The organism is Streptomyces violaceusniger Tu 4113, assembly GCF_000147815.2.
Lineage (GTDB): Bacteria > Actinomycetota > Actinomycetes > Streptomycetales > Streptomycetaceae > Streptomyces > Streptomyces violaceusniger_A.
The window spans coordinates 8,738,605-8,760,290 of the sequence record NC_015957.1 but is presented as its reverse complement, the minus strand read 5'-3'; the positions used below and the strand labels follow the sequence as shown (position 1 = coordinate 8,760,290).

23 protein-coding genes are annotated in these 21,686 nt (G+C 71.7%); 6 read left to right on the top strand and 17 right to left on the bottom strand.

Features of this window, described 5'->3' with window-relative positions; translation table 11 throughout:
- Positions 1-41: 41 nt before the first annotated feature.
- Positions 42-686 (top strand): TetR/AcrR family transcriptional regulator, encoded by a 645-nt coding sequence (locus STRVI_RS36030; RefSeq protein WP_014060498.1) that lies wholly within the window; start codon positions 42-44, stop codon positions 684-686.
- A 58-nt stretch (positions 687-744) separates the two neighbouring features.
- On the opposite strand, the gene pcaDC is transcribed toward STRVI_RS36030, so the two are convergent.
- The 7 genes from pcaDC to STRVI_RS35995 form a co-directional block, all read right to left on the bottom strand.
- The gene (pcaDC, locus tag STRVI_RS36025; RefSeq protein ID WP_014060497.1) at positions 745-2,013 is read right to left on the bottom strand and encodes a bifunctional 3-oxoadipate enol-lactonase/4-carboxymuconolactone decarboxylase PcaDC; all 1,269 of its coding nucleotides are present in this window, start codon (positions 2,011-2,013) and stop codon (positions 745-747) included.
- A gap of 354 nt (positions 2,014-2,367) precedes the next feature.
- Entirely contained in the window at positions 2,368-3,687 is a 1,320-nt protein-coding gene (pcaB, locus tag STRVI_RS36020) for a 3-carboxy-cis,cis-muconate cycloisomerase (protein ID WP_050993833.1), read from the bottom strand.
- Positions 3,674-4,336 carry a protocatechuate 3,4-dioxygenase subunit alpha gene (gene pcaG, locus STRVI_RS36015; protein WP_014060495.1) on the bottom strand — a complete coding sequence of 221 codons (663 nt, stop codon included), beginning with the start codon at positions 4,334-4,336 and terminating at the stop codon, positions 3,674-3,676. Before pcaG ends, pcaB begins: the two co-directional genes overlap by 14 nt.
- Positions 4,336-5,103 (bottom strand): protocatechuate 3,4-dioxygenase subunit beta, encoded by a 768-nt coding sequence (pcaH, locus tag STRVI_RS36010; protein ID WP_014060494.1) that lies wholly within the window; start codon positions 5,101-5,103, stop codon positions 4,336-4,338. Before pcaH ends, pcaG begins: the two co-directional genes overlap by 1 nt.
- 64 nt (positions 5,104-5,167) lie before the next feature.
- Positions 5,168-6,376 carry a thiolase family protein gene (locus tag STRVI_RS36005; RefSeq protein WP_014060493.1) on the bottom strand — a complete coding sequence of 403 codons (1,209 nt, stop codon included), beginning with the start codon at positions 6,374-6,376 and terminating at the stop codon, positions 5,168-5,170.
- The gene (locus tag STRVI_RS36000; protein ID WP_014060492.1) at positions 6,354-7,265 is read right to left on the bottom strand and encodes a CoA-transferase subunit beta; all 912 of its coding nucleotides are present in this window, start codon (positions 7,263-7,265) and stop codon (positions 6,354-6,356) included. The genes STRVI_RS36005 and STRVI_RS36000 overlap by 23 nt, the downstream gene beginning before the upstream one ends.
- Positions 7,262-8,086: a CoA transferase subunit A gene (locus tag STRVI_RS35995; protein WP_014060491.1), complete on the bottom strand. Its 825-nt coding sequence runs from the start codon at positions 8,084-8,086 to the stop codon at positions 7,262-7,264. The genes STRVI_RS36000 and STRVI_RS35995 overlap by 4 nt, the downstream gene beginning before the upstream one ends.
- A 206-nt stretch (positions 8,087-8,292) precedes the next feature.
- Here STRVI_RS35995 and STRVI_RS35990 point away from each other — a divergent pair, with 206 nt between their 5' ends.
- Positions 8,293-8,733 (top strand): MarR family winged helix-turn-helix transcriptional regulator, encoded by a 441-nt coding sequence (locus STRVI_RS35990; RefSeq protein ID WP_014060490.1) that lies wholly within the window; start codon positions 8,293-8,295, stop codon positions 8,731-8,733.
- Between the two features lie 201 nt (positions 8,734-8,934).
- Here STRVI_RS35990 and STRVI_RS35985 read toward each other — a convergent pair whose 3' ends face one another.
- From STRVI_RS35985 to STRVI_RS35975, 3 genes are all read right to left on the bottom strand, one after another.
- A complete protein-coding gene (locus tag STRVI_RS35985; protein ID WP_014060489.1) occupies positions 8,935-9,753 on the bottom strand; it encodes a putative protein N(5)-glutamine methyltransferase in 819 nt (272 codons plus the stop codon).
- A gap of 138 nt (positions 9,754-9,891) precedes the next feature.
- Complete coding sequence (locus STRVI_RS35980; RefSeq protein ID WP_014060488.1) at positions 9,892-10,740, bottom strand: helix-turn-helix domain-containing protein; 849 nt, start codon at positions 10,738-10,740, stop codon at positions 9,892-9,894.
- A 21-nt stretch (positions 10,741-10,761) separates the two neighbouring features.
- Positions 10,762-11,508 (bottom strand): DUF6879 family protein, encoded by a 747-nt coding sequence (locus tag STRVI_RS35975; protein WP_014060487.1) that lies wholly within the window; start codon positions 11,506-11,508, stop codon positions 10,762-10,764.
- Positions 11,509-11,682: 174 nt separating this feature from the next.
- Here STRVI_RS35975 and STRVI_RS35970 point away from each other — a divergent pair, with 174 nt between their 5' ends.
- From STRVI_RS35970 to STRVI_RS35965, 3 genes are all read left to right on the top strand, one after another.
- Positions 11,683-12,015 (top strand): hypothetical protein, encoded by a 333-nt coding sequence (locus STRVI_RS35970; RefSeq protein WP_150112950.1) that lies wholly within the window; start codon positions 11,683-11,685, stop codon positions 12,013-12,015.
- 113 nt (positions 12,016-12,128) lie between these two features.
- Positions 12,129-12,314, top strand: coding sequence for a hypothetical protein (locus tag STRVI_RS52255; RefSeq protein WP_150112949.1), 186 nt, complete (start codon positions 12,129-12,131; stop codon positions 12,312-12,314).
- A 66-nt stretch (positions 12,315-12,380) separates the two neighbouring features.
- Positions 12,381-12,797 (top strand): hypothetical protein, encoded by a 417-nt coding sequence (locus STRVI_RS35965; protein ID WP_014060485.1) that lies wholly within the window; start codon positions 12,381-12,383, stop codon positions 12,795-12,797.
- A gap of 1 nt (position 12,798) precedes the next feature.
- On the opposite strand, the gene STRVI_RS35960 is transcribed toward STRVI_RS35965, so the two are convergent.
- The 5 genes from STRVI_RS35960 to STRVI_RS46740 form a co-directional block, all read right to left on the bottom strand.
- The gene (locus tag STRVI_RS35960; RefSeq protein WP_014060484.1) at positions 12,799-13,731 is read right to left on the bottom strand and encodes an oxidoreductase; all 933 of its coding nucleotides are present in this window, start codon (positions 13,729-13,731) and stop codon (positions 12,799-12,801) included.
- 115 nt (positions 13,732-13,846) lie between these two features.
- Complete coding sequence (locus STRVI_RS35955; RefSeq protein WP_435532599.1) at positions 13,847-14,170, bottom strand: DUF4387 domain-containing protein; 324 nt, start codon at positions 14,168-14,170, stop codon at positions 13,847-13,849.
- Positions 14,167-15,594, bottom strand: a complete 1,428-nt coding sequence (locus STRVI_RS35950; protein WP_251982809.1) for an acyclic terpene utilization AtuA family protein — start codon at positions 15,592-15,594, stop codon at positions 14,167-14,169. Before STRVI_RS35950 ends, STRVI_RS35955 begins: the two co-directional genes overlap by 4 nt.
- 39 nt (positions 15,595-15,633) lie before the next feature.
- On the bottom strand, positions 15,634-16,968 hold the full coding sequence (locus tag STRVI_RS35945; RefSeq protein ID WP_014060481.1) for an MFS transporter: 1,335 nt from the start codon (positions 16,966-16,968) through the stop codon (positions 15,634-15,636).
- A gap of 144 nt (positions 16,969-17,112) precedes the next feature.
- Positions 17,113-17,829, bottom strand: a complete 717-nt coding sequence (locus tag STRVI_RS46740; RefSeq protein ID WP_014060480.1) for a GntR family transcriptional regulator — start codon at positions 17,827-17,829, stop codon at positions 17,113-17,115.
- Between the two features lie 290 nt (positions 17,830-18,119).
- On the opposite strand from STRVI_RS46740, the gene STRVI_RS53110 reads away from it, so the two are divergent.
- Complete coding sequence (locus STRVI_RS53110; protein WP_014060479.1) at positions 18,120-18,266, top strand: hypothetical protein; 147 nt, start codon at positions 18,120-18,122, stop codon at positions 18,264-18,266.
- Between the two features lie 34 nt (positions 18,267-18,300).
- Here the strand turns inward: STRVI_RS53110 and STRVI_RS35935 are convergent, their stop codons facing one another.
- Both STRVI_RS35935 and STRVI_RS35930 read right to left on the bottom strand, forming a co-directional pair.
- Positions 18,301-20,715, bottom strand: a complete 2,415-nt coding sequence (locus tag STRVI_RS35935; RefSeq protein ID WP_014060478.1) for a glycoside hydrolase family 3 N-terminal domain-containing protein — start codon at positions 20,713-20,715, stop codon at positions 18,301-18,303.
- A 72-nt stretch (positions 20,716-20,787) separates the two neighbouring features.
- Entirely contained in the window at positions 20,788-21,636 is an 849-nt protein-coding gene (locus STRVI_RS35930; protein WP_050994064.1) for a carbohydrate ABC transporter permease, read from the bottom strand.
- Between the last annotated feature and the right edge of the window lie 50 nt (positions 21,637-21,686).

The window sequence follows — 21,686 nt, the reverse complement described above, 5'->3', positions numbered from 1 at the left end:
TCGGTTATGGACGATCAAGTCAAGAAAGGTAGCCTGAAGCCATGCCGCGACCACGAGAATTCGACGAGCGCCGCGTCCTTGAGCAGGCCCGAGAGCAGTTCTGGGCGACCGGCTACGCGGGCACGCGGATGGACGAGATCGCCAAGGCGACCGGCCTCGGCAAGGGCAGTCTCTACGGCGCATTCGGCGACAAGAGCGCCCTGTTCCATCGCGTCTTCGATGAGTGGTGCACCGCGATCGTTGAACAGGCCGAGCAGAGGCTGCCCGGCGCCCCGGACGGAGAAGCCTTCGCCCGGTTGTCGGCGTACGTGCAGTTCATCGCGGCGAACATCGCCGCCGACACCGACCACCGCGGGTGTCTGCTGGCCAAGGGCACGGCCGAGCTGGCCCAACACGACCCGACGGTCGGCAGCCGGTCCGCCGAAACCATGACGGCACTCCTGGCGCTGCTCCGGAGAGAGATTGCCGCCGCTCAACGCAACGGCGACATTGACGACGGCGCGGACCCGGAGCATCTGGCGGCACTGCTGTTGGCGGTGCTCCGCGGCATCGAGGCGGTGGGCAAAGCCGGCCTGGACCCCAAGGCCCTGCACGGCATCGCGGACACCGCGCTGGCAGTCCTGCCCCGGCCCGAGGGCCGGGATCGGCCCACGATCACGTGTGGGCCCCCGGCGAACAAAGGCTGAGCCCGCAGGCGGCCCGTGACGTTTCCTGATCCGGGCAAGATCAGTTCGAAGACGGACCTTAGTTGTCGGAGTCGGGGTCGGGGTCGGAGTCGGAGTCGGGGTCGGGGCCGGGGTCGGGGTCGGGGGCGGGGCCGGGGTCGGAGTCGGCGGCGCGCTCGGCGTCGAGCTCGTCGAAGACGCGCTGGGCGGCGGCGAAGGCCGAGTTGGCCGCCGGGACACCGCAGTAGATCGCCGACTGCAGCAGCACCTCGCCGATCTCCTCCCGGGTCAGCCCGTTGGTGAGCGCGGCCCGGATGTGCATGGCCAGCTCGGCGTCATGGCCGTGGGCGATCAGCGCGGTGAGGGTGATGCAGCTCCGGGTCCGCCGGTCCAGACCGTCGCCGGTCCAGATCTCGCCCCATGCGTAGCGGGTGATGAAGTCCTGGAAGCGGGCGGTGAACGGGGTCGTCCGGGCCACCGCGCGATCCACATGCGCGTCCCCGAGGACGGCCCGGCGCACCGCCATCCCGGTGGTGTGGCGGGAGGCGTCGTCACCCGGCCGCGGCTGCGCCGTGCTGGTGAGGTGGGCGAGCAGCGCCGCCGTCACCGCCTCCGGCCGCTCCACGCCCGCCAGATGGGCCGCCCCGGCGATCTCCAGCAGACTCGCGCCGGGCACCGCGTCCGCGATCCGGCGGGCGTGCGCGGGCGGGGTCGCGGGGTCGTCGCGACCGGCCACGACGAGGGTGGGCGCCGCGATCCTCTCCAGGTCGGCCGTCATGTCGTACGCGGCGAGAACGTCGCAGCAGGCGGCGTAGCCCGCACGGTCCGTGGCGCGCAGATCCTCGATCAGCGCAGCGCCGACGGGGGATTGGGCGAAGCGGTGCGAGAACCACGTGCCCGGACGGCTCGCCACCATCGCCTCCGTCCCCTCGGCCCGCACCAGCGCGGCCCGCTCACGCCAGACGGCGGGGTCCCCGAAACGGGCCGAGGAGCAGACGACGGAGAGACAGCTCACCCGGTCGGGGTGGTGGGCGGCGAGGTACAGCCCGACCGCGCCGCCGATCGAGATGCCCGCGTACGCGAACCGCTCCCACCCCTGATCGTCGGCGAGGCGGAGGACGAGGGCGGCGAGCTCGTCGATGGTGGCCGAGCCGTCGGCGGGCAGCAGCGCGGCGGGGGAGCGGCCGTGGCCGGGCAGATCCCAGCGCAGCACGCGGTGTGCGCGGGCTAGCGCGGGAAGCTGGGGCTCCCAGACGGCGAGGGAGGTGCCGATGGAGGGGCCGAGGATGAGGGGCGGGGCGGTGGTGGTGGGACCGGTGAGGTCGTGGTGCGGTCGGTTGTCGGTCACTGGGGTGCTCCGGTTGGTGGGTGTATGCGGGTGCGTAGGCGGCTGCGGCGGGTTGTTCTCCCCCACCCCGCCCCTTCCCGAAACTGGGGGCTGCGCCCCCAGCCCCCGCCTCAGGGGCTCCGCCCCCCGGCCCCTGGGGCTTCGCCGCCCAGAGCCACGGGTTCTGCCCTCGGACCCCTGGGGCAACGGGAGTTCGCCCCCGACGCCCCTGAGGCGCGGGTCGGAGGGCATCTTCCAGCCCCTCCGGCGATTGAGGAGCGGGGGTCCGGGGGCGGAGCCCCCGAAGTGGGGGGCTGGGGGCGCGGCCCCCAGTTTCGGGAAGGGGCGGGGTGGGGAACTTGCCGCCCGGGGACGTTACGCATCGCGCCCCAGCGCACGGTCGACCAGGGCCGGGGCCGAACCCACATACGTGCCCGGGTCCGTCAGCTCGCGCAGCCGGTCCGGCGGCAGCGCACCCGCCAGCGCCTCCGCCAGCCCCACACCCCCCTCCGCGACGCGCCGCGACGCCTCCGTCAGCAGTTCCTTCGCACGGGCACGTCCGACCACCCCCGCCAACTCCGCCGCGATCCGCTCGCTCACGATCAAGCCCCCCGTCAGCCGCAGATGATCGGCCATCCGCTCGGGAAACACCTTCAGCCCGGACGTCAGCTCCGCCGCGTCCCGGGCGGAGCCCCCCGCGAGCCGCAGCAGTTCCCGTAGTGGCTGCCACTCGGCGTGCCAGGCGCCGCCCGGCCGTTCGTCCTCCGCGGCCAGCGCGCCCAGCAGGGTCGCGGCGAGCTGCGGGGCCTGACGGGCCGCGGCGGCCATCAGCGTGGCGCGTACGGGGTTCGACTTGTGCGGCATCGCGGACGATCCGCCACCCGCCCCCTCGGCCACCTCGCCGATCTCCGTCCGCGAGAGCACCAGCACATCCGCCGCCACCTTCCCCAGCGCCCCCACGGTGAAGGCGAGCGCGCAGCCCAGGTCGGCGACGGGGGTGCGCAGGGTGTGCCACGGGAGGTCGGGCTCGGCCAGCCCGGTCGCCTCGGCGAAGCGCGCCAGCAGCTCAGCTCCCGCCCCGAAGGCGGCCAACGTGCCTGCCGCGCCGCCCAGTTGGGCGGGTGGCCGCAGCGCCGCGAGCCGGTCACGGGCGTCCAGGACGAGCGCCCGCCAGCCCGCCGCCTTCAGCCCGAAGGTGGTGGGCACGGCGTGCTGGGTGAGGGTGCGGCCGGGCATCGGGGTGTCGCGGTGCGCGGCGGCGAGCCGCGCCAGCTCCGTCGCCGTACGGTCCAGATCGGCCACGATCAGCGGCAGCGCGCGGGCGGCCACCAGCATCGTGGCCGTGTCCACGATGTCCTGGCTGGTCGCGCCCCGGTGGACATACGGCGCGGCCTCGCCGTCCGTATAGGCCACCGCCGCCGTGAGATCGGTGACCAGCGGGATGACCGGGTTGCCCCCGGAGCGGGCGCGCAGCGCCAGATCGCGTACGTCGTACAGCTCGACGTGGGCCGCGCCCGCCACCGCCTCCGCCACCCCGGCCGGTGCCACCACTCGCGCCAGCGCGGCCTCCGCGTCCAGCATGGCCTGCACAAACGCGGTGTCGCCCGTGGCGGCCTCCACCGCCGACCCGGCCCGCACCGGGGACAGCAGCCCCACGTCGTGGCCGTCCGAGGGACGAGAACTACCGGAACTCAAGGAAGACCGTCTCCCCTTCGCCCTGCAAGCGGATGTCGAAGCGATACGTCCCGGGCGGGGACCCCGCCGTCGCCACCAGCGTCTCGCGGCGCGCCGGATCGAGCGAGGCGAGCAGCGGGTCGGCGGCGTTGGCCTCGGCGTTCCCGGGGAAGTACACGCGGGTGAAAAGGTGGTGCAGCAGCCCCCGGGCGAGGACGCACACGCTGATGTACGGGGCGGCGGGCGCGGCCACGCCGCCCGGCGGCAGCGTACGGGCCGGCGGCAGCGTACGGGCCGTCCAGTGGCCGTCCGCGTCGGTGGCGATCCGGCCGAAACCGGTGAAGTCCACGCCGTTGCGCCCGAGGTAGCCGCCGGTCACCGGGTCGCGCCGGATGGACCCGCCCGCGCCGGTGAGGGAGCCGTCCGGGCCCGCCTGCCACAGCTCGATCAGCGCGTCCGGGACGGGGGCGCCCTCGCCGTCGTAGACGTAGCCGTGGAGCGTGATGGCACCGGGGTGGCCCGCGGGGGCCATCTCGCCGCCGTCGGGGAAGGGCAGGGCGTAGCCGTAGAAGGGGCCCACGGTGTGGGAGGGGGTGGGCGCGAGCTTCTCGCCCGGTAGGAGCTTCTCGCCGGGTACGGGCTTCTCGCCGGGTGCGAGCCTCTCGGCCATCAGCGGCCCTCCTCGATCCAGGTGGCGGACGGCCCGTCCAGCACGATGTCCCAGTGGTAGCCCAGCGACCACTCCGGCTGCGACAGCGCGTGGTCGTACGCCGCGACCAGCCGCTGCCGCGCCGACGGATCCGTCACCGACTGCAGGATCGGGTCGTAGCCGAAGAGCGGATCGCCGGGGAAGTACATCTGGGTGACCAGGCGCTGGGTGAACGCCGAGCCGAAGACGGAGAAGTGCAGATGCGCGGGGCGCCACGCGTTCTCGTGGTTGCGCCACGGATAGGCGCCCGGCTTGATGGTGGTGAAGCGATACGAGCCGTCGTCGCCGGTCAACGTCCGCCCCACACCGGTGAAGTTGGGGTCGAGCGGCGCGGGGTGCTGATCGCGTAGATGGGCGTAGCGGCCCGACGCGTTGGCCTGCCACAGCTCGATGAGCTGCCCCCGGACGGGGCGGCCCCGGCTGTCCAGGAGCCGTCCGGAGACGGTGATGCGCTCGCCGAGTGGTTCGCCCTGGTGCTGTGCCGTGAGGTCGTTGTCGATCGCGGTGATGTCGGTGTGGCCGAAGACGGGGGTGTGCAGCTCCACGGTCTCCGGGTCGCCGCGGACCGCGACCAGTGGCTGTTCGGGGTGGCGCAGCACACTGCTGCGGTACGGGGGGAAGTCGCGCGGCGGATGGTCGGCGGCGGGAGCCCCTTCGGCGCGCGCCTTGTCGTATGCGTCACGTATGTGGGCGAGTTCGCTGTCGATGTCGGACTGGGTGAGAGTCATGTCTGCTTTCAGCCTTACCTTTCAGCCTTTCCAGCCATTACCAGCCGTGCCGTTCCGGTCCGGATTACCTCTCCAGGACGAGGGCCAGGCCCTGTCCGACGCCGATGCACAAGGTGGCCAGGCCCGTCCCCGAGCCGCGGGCGGCGAGCTGGTGGGCGAGGGCCCCGGCGAGCCGGGCCCCGGAGGCGCCGAGCGGATGGCCGATGGCGATGGCGCCGCCGCGCGGGTTGACGATCGCGGGGTCGAAGCCGGGGTCCTGGGCGGACCATTCGGCGAGGCAGCCCAGCACCTGCGCGGCGAACGCCTCGTTGAGTTCGAGCGTGGCCAGATCGGCGAAGGAGCGGCCCGCCTTGGCGAGGGCGCGGCGTACGGCCTCGACCGGGCCGAGCCCGAAGTACTGCGGCTCGATACCGGTGACGGCGGAGGCGCCGATCCGGGCCAGGGGTTCGCGCCCGGTGGCCTTCAGCCCCTCCTCGTCGACGAGCAGCAGCGCGGCGGCGCCGTCGTTGAGGGGCGAGGAGTTGCCCGCGGTGACGGTGCCGTCCGGCTTGCGGAAGGCGGGCTTGAGCTTGGCCAGGGCCTCGGTCGAGGTGGTGTCGCGGATGGACTCGTCACGGACGAGCTCGGTGTCCGGATACGGCAGCACCTCGGCGTCGTACGCCCCGTCCTGCCACGCCCGCGCCGCCTTCTCATGGCTGCCGAACGCGAACGCGTCCTGCGCCTCGCGGGTGATGCCGTGCTTGTCGGCGATCAGTTCGGCGCCCTCGCCGAGGGCGACGGTCCACTCCGGCGGCATGTCCGGGTTGGTCATCCGCCAGCCCAGCGTCGTGGAGTAGAGCTGCTGATGCCCGGCGGGGAAGGCGCGTTCGGGCTTGGGCAGCACCCAGGGGGCGCGGCTCATCGACTCCACCCCGCCCGCCAGGGCGATATGCGCGTCACCGACCGCGATCGCGCGGGCGGCCTGCAGCACTGCCTCCAGGCCGGAGGCGCACAGCCGGTTGACGGTCGCGCCGGGGACGGTGACGGGCAGCCCGGCCAGCAGCACGGCCATGCGGGCGACATCGCGGTTGTCCTCGCCCGCGCCGTTGGCGTTGCCGAAGCAGACGTCGTCGATGCGTGCCGGGTCGAGGTCGGGGGTGCGGGCGAGCAGGCCGCGCACCACATGGGCGGCCAGGTCGTCGGGACGCACTCCGGCCAGCGCGCCGCCGTATTTGCCGACGGGGGTGCGGACGGCGTCGACGATATAGACGTCACGCAGGGGAGTGGGGCTCATCGGTCTCCTTCCCGGGCTCTTCGGCTGCCGCGGGCTCTCCGGCGGCGCCGGGCTTCTCGGCTGCTCCGGGCTCTCCGGGCTCTCCGGCCGCTCCGGGCTCTTCGGCTGCCGCGGGCTTCCCAGCGGCCTTGAGGGCGCGCAGCGCCGCCAGCTCATCGGGGGTGGGCGGCTCGGTGGTGCCCACGGTGTCGGCGACGGTCAGCTCCCAGCCGGTCGCGGCCCGCACCTGCGCCACGGTGACGCCCGGGTGCAGTTCGGTGAGCACCAGCTCGGCGGTGGCCGGGTCGGGGCGGAGCACTCCGAGGTCGGTGATCACGGCGACGGGGCCGGCCCCCGGCATGCCGAGCTTCTTACGGTCGCCGGGGCCGCTGCCGTGGCCCAGGGTCGTCACGAAGTCCAGCCGCTTGACGAAGTTGCGGGTGGAGTGGCGCAGCACCATCAGCACCTTGCCGCAGTTGGAGGCGATCTCGGGGGCGCCGCCCGCGCCGGGGAGGCGGCCCTCGGGCCTGTCCGGGCCGCGGTCGACGATGGTGGTGTTGATGTTGGCGTAGCGGTCGACCTGGGCGGCGCCGAGGAAGCCGACGTCGATCCGGCCGCCCTGCAGCCAGTAGTTGAACACCTCCGGCACCGAGATCACCGTGTCGGCGGTGTCGGCGAGTTCGCCGTCGCCGATGGACAGCGGGAGCCGGGTGGGCTTGGAGCCGATCGTGCCGGACTCGTAGATGAGGACGAGACCGGGGTTGACGGTGGCGCGGGCGAGGTTGGCGGCGGTGCTGGGGAGGCCGATGCCGACGAAGCAGGTGGTGGCGTCGGCGAGCGCGCGGGCGGCGTTGACCTCCATCAGCTCGTCGCTGGTGAACCCGGTCGGGCCGGCGGGGGTCGCGTTCATCGGGTGAGGGCTCCCTCGGTGGTGCGCACGTGTCCGTCGATCCACTTGGTGAACGCCTCGCGGTCGCGGGCGATCGGATCCCATGCCTGGTAGAAGGCGTTGTCGCGGGTCGAATACCCGGCGGCGTAGGAGGGGTGGGCACCGCCGGGGACGACGGAGACGGCGTCGATCACCCAGGTCGGCAGGACGATCCCGCCGGGGCGTGGCGTCAGCTCCTCGACGATCTCCTCCACGGTCACCAGCACCCGCTCCGCCGCGAGCGCCGCCTCCTTCTGCACCCCGGTCAACCCCCACAACTGCACATTGCCGGCGCGGTCGGCCTGCTGGGCGTGGATGACGGTGACGTCGGGGTTGAGCGCCGCGACGGCGGCCAGCTCCTCCCCGGTGAAGGGGCAGACGACGGTGGAGACGGTGTCCGTACGGGTCGGGATGTCGCTTCCCCGATAGCCGCGCAACACGGCGAACGGCAGCTTGGAGGCGCCCGCCACATAGCGGTTCGCCATGCCCGCGTGGCTGTGCTCGTCCAGCTCCAGCGGCCGCGGCCAGCCGTTCTCGACGGCGTCACGGAAGCGGTGCAGCGAGCCGACGCCGGGATTGCCACCCCAGGAGAACACCAGCTTGCGGACGAGTCCGGCGCCGATGAGCTGGTCGTAGATGACGTCCGGAGTCATCCGGGCGAGGGTCAGATCGGTGATGCCCTGGCGGATGACCTCGTGCGCGGCGGCGTACGGGATCAGGTGGGTGAAGCCCTCCATCGCGATGGTGTCCCCGTCGTGGACGAGGTCCGCCACGGCGTCCTGCAGGTTTCGGATGTCGGCCATCGTCACTCCGCTCAGTCCGCGGTCAGGATGCTCAGATACTCAGTGTGCTGACTAATGTGGTGTCGGTTCCGCACGCTGTCATTGGCTGGTGCGCTCGTCAAGAGAGTCTAGGGCGAATGTCGGCCTCTCGACATGGGGTCTTCCACAGGGCAGAATCACTCAGTGCACGGACTAATGGCGTAGTGGGAAGGCCGGGAGGGCACGGCATGGGCGGCGCGGTGGATCTGAACACGCACCCCGGGCATCTGGCCCGCCGCTTCCAGCAGGCGCACTCCCTGCTGTGGGGTGCGATGGTCTCCGAGGAGATCACCTCGCCGCAGTTCGCGGTGGTCAACGCGCTGACGGAGAGGCCGGAGATCGACCAGCGGACGTTGAGCGAACACGTCCACCTCGACCGCTCCACCATCGCCGACCTGGTGGCCCGCCTGGCCCGCCGCGGCCTCCTGGAGCGGGTCCGCGACCCGAACGACGGCCGCCGCAATGTCCTGCGCCTGACGGAGGAGGGGGCCAGGGTCCACCAGAAGCTGGTCACGCGGACGGCCCGGATGAACCGGGTCTTCCTGTCCCCGCTGGACGAGACGGAGCGGGAGACGCTGCTGCGGCTGATCGCCCGGGTCACGGACGCGGCGGAGGAGCTGCGGGCGTAGGTGCGTAGGTGCGTGGGCGCGTGGGGTGCGAGGGGGCGGCGCGCTGCCGCTCCAGCCGGGTCCTCCTGGGTGTCCGGCGGATCCTTCCCCTCCCCGCCCCTTCCCGAAGCCGGGGCTTCGCCCCAGACCCCGCCGGGGCTTCGTCCCTGGGCCCCGCTCTTCAAACGCCGGAGGGGCTGGGTTGGCTCCCCGCCTCGGGCGTCAAGGTGCGTCGGACATCCCCTGAGGCGCCGACGGCCTCGTCCAGATGATCACTGTCGCCTCCAGCTCCCCGCACTCGGCCAGCCGAGGCTCCAGCCCGTCCCCGGCAACGATGTCCATGGCCGAGGCCGCCTGCCGCCCGCTCGTCTCGAACAGCAGCGAGCCCCCCGGGGTCAGCCACCGGCCCGCTCCGGCGGTCACCCGGCGCAGGACGTCGAGCCCGTCCACACCGCCGTCCAGCGCCACCCGCGCCTCGTGCACCCGGGCCTCCGGCGGCAACAGCCCGACCTCCTCGGTCGGCACATACGGGACGTTGGCCAGCAGGACATCGACCCGGCCGCGCAGCGCGGCGGGCAGCGGCTCGTAGAGATCGCCCTCGTACACCGTGCCACCCGCAGGCTCGACGTTGCGGCGCGCGCAGGCCACCGCGACGGGGTCGATATCGGCCGCGTACAGCTCCACCTCGCTCAGGGCGGAGGCCAGTGCGGCGCCCAGCGCGCCCGAGCCACAGCACAGATCGACCACGACGGCCCCGGGCCGAGCCAGCGCCACGGCCTGCTCGACCAGAAATTCGGTACGCCGACGCGGCACGAAGACTCCGGCATCGACGGATATCCGAAGCCCCCGGAACTCCGCCCAGCCGAGCACATGCTCCAGCGGAAGCCCGGCAGCACGCCGGTCCACCATGGCGAGGAGCCCGGCCGGGGTACGAGCCGTGGCGAGGATCAACCGCGCCTCGTCCTCGGCGAACACACACCCGGCGGCGCGGAGCCTGGAGACGACGGTGGGGAAGGTAATGAGTGAAGGTGAAGCCGACATGAGAGCCTGGAAGCCTTTCGGAATCCCCGAGGGCGCTCCCGGCAGTCAGCTATCCCGTGTATCCCTGCGGCGAGAGCACCCAGCCTGAACTGGCATTGATGGGTCTCACCTCCTCGGTGCGTACGGGCGACGGCCACGCTACCCGATCAGCGCCCGCCGGGCCTCGTTGATCAAGCGCTGGGCATCGGCCCCGAAGACGGCGGATTCGCGGAGGGTGTTCCAGGCGCGCAGATAGAGGGCGATGCTGTCGGCGTCGTTGATCCAGAGTTCCGCGTGCCAGTCCTCGACGAGCACCAGCCGCTCGTCGTGGACCCAGAATCCGTTGGCGGGCTGGATCTTCAAAGGCGCGGCGAAGGGCACGATGCCCAGCTCGACCGTGTCCAGGCCGACGACGCTCATGAGCCGGTCGAGCTGTGCGGCGAGCACCGACGGCGGGCAGACGAGGGCGCGGAGCGCCCCCTCCCACATGATGATGTGGTACCGCTTGCGCGAGTCGTACAACCCTTCCTGGCGCCGTAGCCGACCGCGTACCGCAGCCTCGGTGTCTCGTGGAGACTTGTGTAGGTCTGCGTTCCGGGTGAAGACCGCTCGTGCGTAGTCAGCCGTCTGGAGCATGCCCACCACGAGACAGTTTTCCCAGCCGCGCAGTGTGATCGAGCGCTGGTGCTCGGCGTTGATCGTGTCCTGAACGGGTTTGTGCCCGGCGGCCAGTTGGCGGCGCCACGACCGGATCTGGGACTCAAGGCCGCTCAGCCGAGACAGTAGTTCCTCGGCAGCTTCCGGCTGGTCTGTTGCCGTGGCCCAGGCGCGCAGATCCTTGGCTGTCGCGGTCTGGCGACCGTTCTCCAGCTTGTAGATCTTGGAGTGCGGCCAGCCCAGCCGTTCGGCGAGTTGTGGACCGGTGAGCCGACCTCCAGGGCATGCCGTACGCAGTTCCCGAAGCCGCGCTCCTAGGGCCACCCGCGCCTGTTGAAAGTCAGTGCTCACCGGTCACACGGTACTGGCAACCTACGTAGTCAGTCCTGCTGCGAACGTGTCGTACCGGACGGCGTAGTGCCATGCTGCATCGCGAACCTGGACATAGCGGTTGACCGCCACCGGCTCCGTGATCAGCTCGACGTTGAGCAGATTGTCGTCGTCATCGAAGTTGAGCAGTGCGACGAACTTGGAGTCGAAGATCCAGAAGTCCTCTGCGGGCAGCCGCAGTCGATCGGCGTCCGCTCGCCACAGGTTGCGGATGTCCTCTCCCATGTCACAGTTGCGCTTGGCGTTATTGAGCAGATAGAGCTGCCCGGTGGTCGGCGGGTTGTCAACGATGCGGACGCGCTCCAACCGCTTGCCTTCATCCGTCTGTGCTCGGACGCTGGTGCACCACGGGTGTTCGTAATCCCATTGAACCGGCTCGCCCGCGACGAACTGTGCGTAGGTGTCCGTGGCCTCGTCCGAGGCGAACCTGCGGCGGGTCTCCAACCGCCATGCGGTGTGGTCGAACTTTTTGAAGAGGTCGTTGAAGGCGTCCAGATCGATGGTGCGGGGCACCCGCATGACTTCCTTGGGGCCGAAGTCGACGAGCAGTTCGCGCGGCACCACGATCGGTACTTCGCCTTCGCCCAGGTGTTGAAGCTGGTCGACCTCCTCCGGGTCGGTGAGCGGTGCGCCGTGAATAACGATCTCCCCGGTGTCCAGGTCCTCGTGCACAGCGGGGCAGCCATTATCGCCGCTGCCCGTGCCGTTGAAGCGCAGTCGTCGCGCCATGATCACGTCCTCCCTTGTTGATCTGGACACCCTGAGCATGGCGCACTCGTGAGTGCGCTCGGTATGCCTTCACTAACCCTGCGTGAGATCAATCAAGAACATTCAACAGAGAGGCGAGAACATTCGAGAACATCGCATGGCACCCGCCGGCTACCCCTCCCTAGCGTCCGGTTCATGCAGAACACGGCGGAAGTGGGAGCGATGAGAATCCGCGAACAGGACATCGAGGCGCTGGGTGCCAATGGCCACGCGACGGCCAGAGCCGAGGCCCAAGCCGTGGCCGATCTGCTGCGCCAGGCCCTGCACCGCCTCGGCTTCACCCCGGACGTGCCGCATGGCGTCGAAGGCGGGGAGCTGTACTGGCCGACCCTGCGCGGCGAGCTCACGGTGTCCGGCTATCCGCTGGTGGCCCTTGGCCGCATCCCTCTCGACAGCGCGAATCGGCTCGCGGATGTCCTGATGCGGGCCGCGCTGGAGGAGCAGACGAAGAACGCCGCCTCGGCGTAGGCGGTACGCATCCCGCCTCCCCCTTGAACCCCCGTACCGACTGGACCGGAGCCCTGGCAGGTCGAGCCCAGCTGCAACGGGTGCAGGTGCACGACGGCGCGAGGAGAGCCCCCGTGCCGACAGCACAGAAGGTAGTGACATCAGCGGCTGCCGCCGCGGGCATCCCGATGCGGCTGGCAGGACACAAGGCCGTCTTACGGCAGGACCCGGACGACGGCGACACCATGCCCGACTCCGACGCACCGTCGCCCGCTTCGGGCGGCGACTGCGGTGGCGGTGACGGCTGCGGCCGTCGATAACCCCGGTAGGCAGGGCAGTCCCGGCCATCGCGGGGGCTGCCCTCTTCGGTCAGTGAAGGCGGCACATTGCGGCACCACCACGGCTACACCTGGCTCGGCTCGGGCCACGAACTTCTCAAGGACGGCCCCAGACGACCCATCCACCCCGAGTTCAGGAGCGCCAAGGTCGTCCCTCTCGAACTCGCCCATTGGCTGCTCAAGCCCCCCAGCTTCGTCCAGGGGACCTGGACGGATCCCACCCAAGCCGCCGACTGGTTCGGCACCCGGGCCCGCGAACACGCCGACTCCTTCGCCTCCGTCCACGACCGCGCGCCCGAAACGCTGTCCGCGAGGGGCCAAAGCGCCGCCAAGGCGGTCGCCGGCGGGGAGGACGTCGCCGGTGGGTGGTATCTCACCGGGCAGCGGTTTCTCTCCGTATGCCTGATCGCCTGCGGTCCCCACCGCGTACGCCCCGAGCTCGGCTGTCCGCAGCCGCCGCCGTGAATCAGCTCGCGAGCGCCTCGTACCGTACGCCCGTCAGCCGCTCGGACGCGGCCCACAGCCCCCGGCCAGCCGTGTCGCTGCGTGTCCACTTGGCGCGGGCCGAGCGGACGGGGGAGCCGTGCCAGAGGCCCTGGAGTGGCGGGCCGAAGAAGTCGTTCTGGCGGACGTCCGGGGCGGTGGCCGCGTACAGGATGGGGAGGGCGCCCTGGTCCGGGCTCTGGGCGAAGTAGCGGTTGCCGATTTCCATGAATCGCTTGGCTGCCCGGCGGCCCTCCATTTTGGGGGCGGCGGTCTGGAGGTTGGTCGAGGCGTAGCCGGGGTGTGCGGCGGCCGCGACCAGGTGGGCGTTCGTCGCGCGCAGGCGGCGGGACAGTTCGTGGATGAAGAGGAGATTGGCGGACTTGGAGCGGGAGTAGGCGGTCCAACGGCGGTATCCGCGCTCCATGTGCAGGTCGCGCGGGTCGACCGTCCCCAGCATGTGCATAAAGCTGGACACGCTGACCACCCGCGCCCCCGGGCCCGCCTCCAGCAGCTTGGGCAGCAGCAGGCCGGTCAGCGCGAAGTGTCCCAGGTGGTTGACGCCGAACTGCATCTCGAAGCCATCGGCGGTGCTGCGGCGCGGGAGGGCCATCACGCCCGCGTTGTTGATGAGCAGATCGAGCCGGTCGCCCTGGTGCTCGGCCGCGAAGGTGCGTACGGACTTCAGATCCGCGAGGTCCAGCGGCGCGACCCGGACATACGCGCCCGGCGCCTGCGCCCGGATCCGCTGCGCGGCCTCGGCCCCGCGCGCCTCGTTGCGGCAGGCGAGCACCACCTGCCCGCCGCGCCGTGCCAGCTCCCGCGCGGTGATGAAGCCGAGGCCGCTGTTGGCGCCGGTCACCACGGCGGTGCGGCCGGTCTGATCGGGGATGTCGCTCGCGGTCCAGCCCTTCATCACGCGCTCCTTCGCGGTGTGCCCTACGCGCCGGTAGCCCCAGTGTCCGGCGACAGCCTAAGGGTGGAGTGGTGAAGGTGCGAGGCGTGTGGATCGGGATTCGAATCGGCGGGATTCATGCGGGTGTCACGTCCATGTCCATGAGCGGGGCGTACTGCTGCCCGGCGTAGCAGTCGGTGTCGCGGAGGTCGCCTTGGACGGTGGGGCGGGGGAGGGAGACCTTCACGGCCAGGGCGAGGGGATGGTTGACGACGAGGATCTGGCCGGGGTCGGCGTCGTAGAGGGTGGCGAAGAGGGTGGGGTTGAGGAAGCCGGTGGCGACGAGGGCGTCGTAGGCGGCCTGGTCGTGGCACATGAAGTCGAAGGTGAGGGTGAAGGGGCCGGCGTTCTTGGAGCGGACCAGGGAGCAGTAGTCGAGCAGGGTGGTCAAGGGGTTCACAGCTCCTCGGTGGTGGTGCGGAAGAGTTCGGTGGGGGTGACGCCCGTGGCGACGTGGTTGAGGGTGAAGCGGTAGAGCGGGCCCCGGTCCGTCTCGGGCGGGGAGTAGGGGTAGGCGAGGGTGGAGACCAGGCCGTCGTACTCGGCGATGGGCAGGTGGCTGCTGGCGTGGGCGACGAAGGTGGCGATGGCGTGGGCGGTCGCCTGGTCGGGCGCGGTGACGGTGATGAGCACGCCGAGCTCGCGGGGGGCGAGCGGGGCGGGTTCGCGGGAGGTGAGCGGCCTGGGTTCGCGACGGGCGAGCAGGTCGGGTTCGCTGCCGCCGAGGACCGCGCCGGCGCCGTAGAGGCGGTAGTCGATGTCGACGTCGGCGGGGTCGACCGCACCGCCGAAGACGTCGAGGATCTTCGCCTCGAAGTACTCCTTGGCCAGCGGCACCAGCTTGGGCAGGGCGTCGATGACGACGCGGTCGCGTACCCCGCCGAAGATGACGGTCTGGTAGCCGATGAGTTCGGCGCCCTCGAGCTTGTTGGTGTAGCCGTCGGCCGGCAGGTAGCGGGCGCCGCGGACGCGGACGGTCCGCTCGTCGATCGCCTCGTAGGTGGCCTCGGTGGTGTCGAGTACGCCCGAGGGTTCGGTGACACGGTACGGGTCGGCGTTCTCGTACAGCGTGTGGGCGGCGACGGAGCGGGGAGTCAGACGGGTGCCGTCGGCGAGGGTGGTGACGTCGAAGTGGTCCTCGCGCAACGTGACGAGCAGCCCGTTGGCGGACGGGGGGATCGCGCAGGCTGCGCCGCATTCGATGGTCTTGGCCAGGTGCCAGGTCAGGCCCGGGTCGGCGCCCCGCAGGTGCGGGACGGCGGCGAACAGGGCGGTGTCGCTGGCGCGTCCGGCGAGGATCACCTCGCAGCCGTCGCGCAGGGCGTCCTGGATGGGTTCGACGCCCATCATGGCGACGGTGTGGCTGCGGTCGAACAGCTCGCGGTCGATGGCGGGCGCGTGGGGAAGCGGCCGGATCCGGTCCGCGTCGTGCAGGTCCCGCAGGCGCTGGGCGGGCTGGTCGGAGTAGATCAGGCCGAGCTTGAAGCTCAGGTTCTCCTCCGCGGCGATGGAGCGGGCGATGTCGGCGACCCAGTCGACACCGTCGTCGCGGCCCGAGGTGCCGCAGGAGCCGATGATCAGCGGTACGCCGAGCTGGTCGCGGGCCCTGAGCAGCAGGCGCAGATCGCGGGTGACGGCCTGGGCGGACAGCTTCGGGGTGCCCGAGCCCAGGGCGGCGGGGCCGGAGTCGGTGGAGCCGGCGTCGCAGGCGATCACATCCGGCAGGGCGGCGACACCGCGAGCGAAGGCGTCGGCGTCGAACCCGGCGCCGAGCGCGCCGGTCGGAGCCAGGATGCGGAGTTCCATGAGGCTGGTGCCTTTCATCGTGCGGGTCATCGTGCGGGAAGAGGGAATCCCGGCCGGTCAGGCGGCGGCGCGGTCGGTGGCGCGGTCGGTGGCGCGATCGGGTGCGCGGCGGACCAGGCGGGTGAAGACGAGGAAGGTGACGGCGGCGAACACCGCGGCGTTCAGGTGCATATAGCGCCAGCGGGTCAGGTCGATCGTGGTGCCGAGGATCGCCGGGCCCAGCGCCATCCCGGACGCCGAGGCGATCGTGTACAGCGTGGTGTAGGTGCCCAGCACCTTCTGGGTCGGTGCCAGGTTCCACAGCGCGACCAGCGCGTTGACCGCGAACGAGGTGTACCCGAGCGAGCAGAGCACCATCGAGGTGATCGTGCCGGGCACGGTCGGCATCGTGAACCCGAGGAGCAGGCCCGCGATGAACAGCCCGACGCCGTACCGCATCGCGCGCAACTGCCCGAACCGGTTGGAGGCGTAGGCGATCGGCAGCACGCAGACGAGGAACGCGACCGCGCCCGGCAGCGCCAGACCGGCCGCCTCGCCGCGGGTCAGGCCGAGCACCTGCGTGCCGTACGGCGTCATGAGCGAGCGCAGCGCGGACCACATGCCGGCGAAGCAGAAGATGCCGACCATCAGCAGCAGGGTCGGGCTGGACGGCGAACGCAGCGCGCCCTTCAGCACCGCCCACGGGGAGGCGAACTCCTGCTCGGGGGCAGCCTTCGCCCCCTCCCCCTCCTCGTCCGGCAGCAGCACGTCCGTGTGATGGCGGCCGAGGAACGCCCAGGACAGCCCCAGCATGATCAGCATCAGCAGCGGCGGGATGGCGAACGCGAGGCGCAGTGACCGGTCGGCGACGAGAAGGCTGATCAGGGAGGACACGACGATGGTCAGGCTGACGCCGGCCTTGATGAAGCCCTGTGCCTTGCTGCGGTTGGACGGCGCGACGTAGTCGGACACCAGGGTCTCGGTAACGCCCTTGAACGCGTTGGCGATCGCGGCGAAACCGACCACGCACACCAGCAGGGTGGGAAGGTTCGTCGCCCAGGGGATGAGGACGAACGGCACGGCCGCGACCGCGGCGCCGATCAGTACGATCGGCCACCGGCCGGTGCGGCGGCGGGCGAGCTTGTCGGAGAGGAACCCGACCGACGGCTGCGTGAAGATGCCCCAGGAGTGGTCCAACCCCATGATCAGGCCGACCACGCCCGCGGAGCTGAAGTAATGCCGCAACTGCTCGGGGACCTGGGCGTCGTAGAAGTTCCACACCGCTTCCTGTGCGAAGACGGCGAGGGTCACCCACAGCACGGCGCCGCGGTTCATGCGGTCGCCGGGTGCCGGGCGGGGAAGGGTGCTCATGCTCACCGCGCCGGGCGGGGATATGGGGGGAGTGTCAGGCATGGCGATGGCTCCTGTGCTACATGCTATAGCAAGTGGGGGAGGGGTTTGCCTGCCCGTCGGAGCGCACACTGTGCGCCCAGTGGCGGGCAGGTGGTGTTGGGGGGGCAGGCGTCGGAGCTTGGGGTTCGCCGCCGGAGCTCGGGGTCAGCCGCCGGAGAGCTGGACGAGCGCGGCGCGGTGGTGCCGCGCCGCGAGTTCCTCGGCGCGCTCCTCGTCCCGTTCGAGGAGCGCGTCCAGGAGTTGGCGGTGCTCGGAGTAGCGGGCCCGGAACGCCTCGGCGTGCTCGGGCGCGAGCTTCATGGTGAGGTCGAGCCGCTCCTCGTAGCTGAAGGCCCTCGCCTGGCCGAGCAGCCCCTCCAGGACGGGGTTGCCCACACACGACTCGACCTGCCGATGGAAGAGCCGCAGCTTGTGGAAGACGGCCGCGAGCTGCTCGGACACGTCGGCGCCCAACCCCTCCTCGGCGACGGTCCGTTCGATGCCGGCGGTGATCTGGTCGGCCTCGGCCAGCAAGGCGACCAGGTCGGTGAGCTGCTGGGCGGTGGCGTTACGGGCGGCGAGGCGGGCCATCAGGGCGGACAGCCGGACCTCGGCCTCGACGATCTCGGAACGGGCGGCCGAGGAGTGGTCGGCGATCCGCAGGGCCCGGGGGCCGACGCGCTCGACGACCTTCTCGTGCACGAGCTGGCGCAGCGCCTCCCGGACGGGGGTGGGGCTCACGCCGAGCCGGGCGGCGAGATCGCGCTCGGTGATCTTCTCGCCCGGCCGCAGGACGCCCTCGCGGATCGCGTCCCTCAGTCGCCGGTATGCCTGGTCGGCCAGCGACACGGTCTCCATGGGGCCGAGGGCGTCAGTGCTCATGACCGTAAGAGTGCTTCTGCTATAGCAAATAGTCAAGCGGGCGAGCGGTAGACCGTCGGGCCCATGAGCGATGATCTCCCCGTGGCGTATGCGACCCCTGGCGTATTCGACGGGGGAGGACGGGGGACGTCCGATGGCGACTGGTGCGTGGACGGCTGTGGATGACCGGCGCGTGGTGCCCGCGCTGGGCGGGCTCATCGACGGCACGGGGATGTGGCGGCCCGGGGCGCCGGCCTGTATCGAGCGGACCGGCAGCTTTCTGGCCGGGACGTGGGCCCCCCAGGGCGCCCATGGAGGCGTGGAAGGCGGAGCTGATCGGGGTGCCGCGCTCCTGCAACCGACGGCTGGAGACCCCCCTTCCGCCGCCCACCCGCACCCTGCCCGAACCGTTCGCCGACGCCTGGGCGCTGGTGGACAAGGGGGAAGGGCCGGTCTGAACCGACCCCGCCCCGCCTGCTACTTCACCCGCCCCTACTTCACCCGCGCCTCGCACACCATCCGCCGCCGGTGGTCCACCGTGCGCTCGGGTCCGGTGAGCGTCAGCGGGACCGTGTGCCGTACGCCGGAGTCGGCGCTGGAGGAGGCCAGCCGCAGCTCCAGCGCGCCCGGTTCCACCACCCTCGTGCCATCGGCCCGCAGCGGATACGAGGCGAGGTCGGCGTGGAAGGCGAAGTGGACCTCGGCCGACTCGCCCGGCCGCAGCGGCACCCGTGCGTAGCCGATCAGCCGGGACACCGGCCGGGCGATACGCGCCACCGGGTCATGGAGATAGAGCTGTACGACCTCCGTCCCGGCCCGGTCCCCGGTGTTGCGCACGGTCAGCCGGACCGTGGTCTCCCCGTCGGTCGGCACCTCGGCCGCGTCGGACTCCGGGCGCTCCCAGGCGAACGAGGTGTACGACAGCCCGTGGCCGAAGGGGAACAGCGGGGTCGGGTCGATCGAGCTGGAGTCGCCCCGCAGCCCGAGCGGCGGCTGTGCGTACGTCCAGGGCTGGCCGCCGGACGTGTACGGGACGCTCACCGGCAGCCGGCCCGAGGGGTTGACGCGGCCGCTCAGCGCCCCGGCCACCGCCGGGCCGCCCTCCTCACCGGGGAAGAAAGCCTGCACGGCGGCGGCAAGCAGCCTCGACCAGCGGCCGAGAGCGTACGGCCGACCCGTGAACAGCACCAGCACCACCGGGGTGCCGGTGGCCACCAGGGTGTCCAGCAACGCCCCCTGATCACCGGGAAGTTCGAGGTCGGCGGCGTCGCAGCCCTCGCCCGAGGTGCCCCGGCCGAACAGGCCCGAGCGGTCGCCCAGCACCGCGACGCACACATCCGCGTCCGCCGCCGTCCTGGCCGCCTGCGCCAGCCTGCTCTCGGCGGTGAGCGCCGCCGCACCGGCCGAGGTCGCCGCGCCCGGTTCCCCGGCGAACCCGCCCGGGCCGGGCGCGGCGCACCCCTCCGCGTGGGTGATCCGCGCACCGGGCAGTTCGGCGCGCAGCGCGGCGAACAGCGTCGGCACCTCGATGCCCAGGGGCAGTTCGGGGTGTTCCACCCCCACATGGCGGGGGAAGGTGTAGCAGCCGAGCATGGCGGCGGGGTCGTCGGCGAGCGGGCCGACCACCGCGATCCGGGCGTCCGGCGCGAGCGGCAGCACATCGCCGTCGTCGGCGAGCAGCACCACCGACTCCTCGGCCAGCTCGCGTGCCACGGCCCGCATCCCGGGCGGATCGAGATCGAGGCCGGGGGTTCCCGTGGGTCCTGAGGGGACGGCGGATTCCGTGGGCTCCGCGAGCGCCGACGGCATCGGCGACCAGTCCGCGTCCAGCAGCCCCAGCTCGCACTTCTGCCGCAGCACCCGCAGCGCCGCCCGGTCCACCAGCGCCTCGTCCACCTCCCCGGCCCGCACCGCGTCCCGCAGCGGGGTGCCGAAGCAGCGCACCGCGGGCAGCTCCACGTCCACCCCCGCCGCCAGGGCGAGCCCCGCCGCGTCGCCCCGGGTGGCGGCGACCCGGTGGGCCAGCTCCAGGAAGGACACCCCGAAGTAGTCGGCGACGACGGTGCCGGTGAAGCCCCAGGTGTCGCGGAGCAGTTCGGTCAGCAACCAGGGGTTGGCGGCCGAGGGCACACCGTCGATGTCGTTGTAGGAGTGCATGACCGACCGCGCGCCCCCGTCCCGCACCGCCAGCTCGAAGGGCGGCAGGATCACATCGGCGAGTTCCCGCGGGCCGATGGAGACCGGTGCGTGGTTGCGGCCGCCCCGGGAGGCGGAGTAGCCCGCGAAATGCTTGAGGGTGGCGACGATCCCGGCGGACTCCAGGCCGCGGACATAGGCGGTGCCGATGGTCGCGACCAGATAGGGGTCCTCGCCGATGGACTCCTCCGTACGGCCCCAGCGCGCGTCCCGCACCACGTCCAGCACCGGGGCCAGCCCCTGGTGGATACCGGCCGACCGCAGCGAACCGCCGATCAGCTCGGCGGCCCGTCCCACCAGCGCCGGGTCGAAGGACGCGCCCCAGGCGAGCGGGGTGGGGAAGACGGTGGCGCGCCAGGCGAAGAAGCCGGTCAGACACTCCTCATGGGCCAGCGCCGGGATCCCGAAGCGGTTTCCGGCGGCGATCCGGGTCTGGAGGCGCGCCAGCGCGGCGGCGCCCTCGGCGGGTTCGACGGGGGAGGTGCCGAAGGGGCGGGTGAGCTGGCCGACGCCATGGGGGAGGAGGCCGTCGAGGTCCACGGCCTCGGACACCTCGTGCTGGAGCGGGGCGACATCCTCGCCCTCCTCGGCCTCCGATCCCGGCCATACGCCGGCGAGTTGGGCGAGCTTCTCCTCCAGCGTCATCGAGGAGAGCAGGGCCGCCGCGCGGTCCTCGGCGGAGAGGGAGGTGTCCTGCCAGGGCTGAGGCATGAAGCTCCTTGTCGAGGTGGGGGAACGGCTTGCCTGCCGCCGGAGGCGGCCTGCGCGCGCGCCGGGGTCGGCCTATTTGCCGCCCATGCCCATCAGCCCGTTGATGAGCTGACGGCGGGCGAAGAGATAGACCAGGAAGATCGGGAGGATGGAGAGCACCACGGCGGTGAGCAGCGCCGGGGTGTCCACCCGGAACTCGCCCACGTAGTCGTACAGCCCCAGGGTCAGCAGCCGGTTGCTCTTGGACTGGGTGAGCAGCAGCGGGAAGAGGAAGCCGTTCCAGGCGTGCAGGGCCGACATCACCCCGACCGTGGAGATCCCGGACCGCGACAGCGGCACGACGAGCTGGAACAGGACCCGGGTCGGGCTCGCCCCGTCCAGCGCCATCGACTCGTACAGCTCCTCGTCGATATCGCGCAGCGTGCCGACCAGGATCAGCACGCTGACCGGGAGGGAGAAGGCGGCCGTCGGCAGGATCACCGCGAGCAGGGTGTCGTACAGATGGAGCTTGGTGATCACCAGATAGACCGGGATCACCACCGCCTGGGAGGGGATCGCCAGCCCCAGCAGGAAGATCTGGAAGATCCGGCGGGAGGTCCGGCCGCGGGCGCGTACGACGGTGTAGCCGACGGTCACCGACAGAGTGATCACGATCGCCGCGCATACGGCCGTGACCAGGGCGGTGTTGAGGAGGTAGGAGAGGAAGTCGGAGCGCAGCACCCGCCGGTAGTTGGCGAGCGTGGGGTGGTCGGGCAGGGCCAGCGGACCGTCGTCGATATAGCCGTCGCGGGTCTGGAAGGTGGCGGCCACCAGGACGTACAGCGGCAGTCCGACGATGCCGAGCCAGATCAGGGAGCCGAGCCCGGCCGGGTAGTTGGGGGTCCGGGAACCGCGCCCGAGAAGGCGCGGGCGGCGGGGCAGCCCCCGGCGGCGGAAGCGGGGGCCAGGGGCCGCCGGGGTCTTGTTCGGCG

Excerpts from the sequence above, each read along its gene's own strand:
- STRVI_RS53110 (WP_014060479.1), top strand. The coding sequence starts at position 18,120 with ATGGAGGCGTGGAAGGCGGAGCTGATCGGGGTGCCGCGCTCCTGCAAC.
- STRVI_RS35970 (WP_150112950.1), top strand. The coding sequence starts at position 11,683 with ATGCAGAACACGGCGGAAGTGGGAGCGATGAGAATCCGCGAACAGGAC.
- STRVI_RS35950 (WP_251982809.1), bottom strand. The coding sequence starts at position 15,594 with ATGAAAGGCACCAGCCTCATGGAACTCCGCATCCTGGCTCCGACCGGC.
- STRVI_RS35995 (WP_014060491.1), bottom strand. The coding sequence starts at position 8,086 with ATGGCCGACATCCGAAACCTGCAGGACGCCGTGGCGGACCTCGTCCAC.
- pcaH (WP_014060494.1), bottom strand. The coding sequence starts at position 5,103 with ATGACTCTCACCCAGTCCGACATCGACAGCGAACTCGCCCACATACGT.
- STRVI_RS35975 (WP_014060487.1), bottom strand. The coding sequence starts at position 11,508 with ATGGCGCGACGACTGCGCTTCAACGGCACGGGCAGCGGCGATAATGGC.
- STRVI_RS35935 (WP_014060478.1), bottom strand. The coding sequence starts at position 20,715 with ATGCCTCAGCCCTGGCAGGACACCTCCCTCTCCGCCGAGGACCGCGCG.
- STRVI_RS35990 (WP_014060490.1), top strand. The coding sequence starts at position 8,293 with ATGGGCGGCGCGGTGGATCTGAACACGCACCCCGGGCATCTGGCCCGC.
- STRVI_RS36000 (WP_014060492.1), bottom strand. The coding sequence starts at position 7,265 with ATGAACGCGACCCCCGCCGGCCCGACCGGGTTCACCAGCGACGAGCTG.
- STRVI_RS35960 (WP_014060484.1), bottom strand. The coding sequence starts at position 13,731 with ATGAAGGGCTGGACCGCGAGCGACATCCCCGATCAGACCGGCCGCACC.
- STRVI_RS35945 (WP_014060481.1), bottom strand. The coding sequence starts at position 16,968 with ATGCCTGACACTCCCCCCATATCCCCGCCCGGCGCGGTGAGCATGAGC.
- pcaG (WP_014060495.1), bottom strand. The coding sequence starts at position 4,336 with ATGGCCGAGAGGCTCGCACCCGGCGAGAAGCCCGTACCCGGCGAGAAG.
- STRVI_RS46740 (WP_014060480.1), bottom strand. The coding sequence starts at position 17,829 with ATGAGCACTGACGCCCTCGGCCCCATGGAGACCGTGTCGCTGGCCGAC.
- STRVI_RS35985 (WP_014060489.1), bottom strand. The coding sequence starts at position 9,753 with ATGTCGGCTTCACCTTCACTCATTACCTTCCCCACCGTCGTCTCCAGG.
- STRVI_RS36005 (WP_014060493.1), bottom strand. The coding sequence starts at position 6,376 with ATGAGCCCCACTCCCCTGCGTGACGTCTATATCGTCGACGCCGTCCGC.
- STRVI_RS36030 (WP_014060498.1), top strand. The coding sequence starts at position 42 with ATGCCGCGACCACGAGAATTCGACGAGCGCCGCGTCCTTGAGCAGGCC.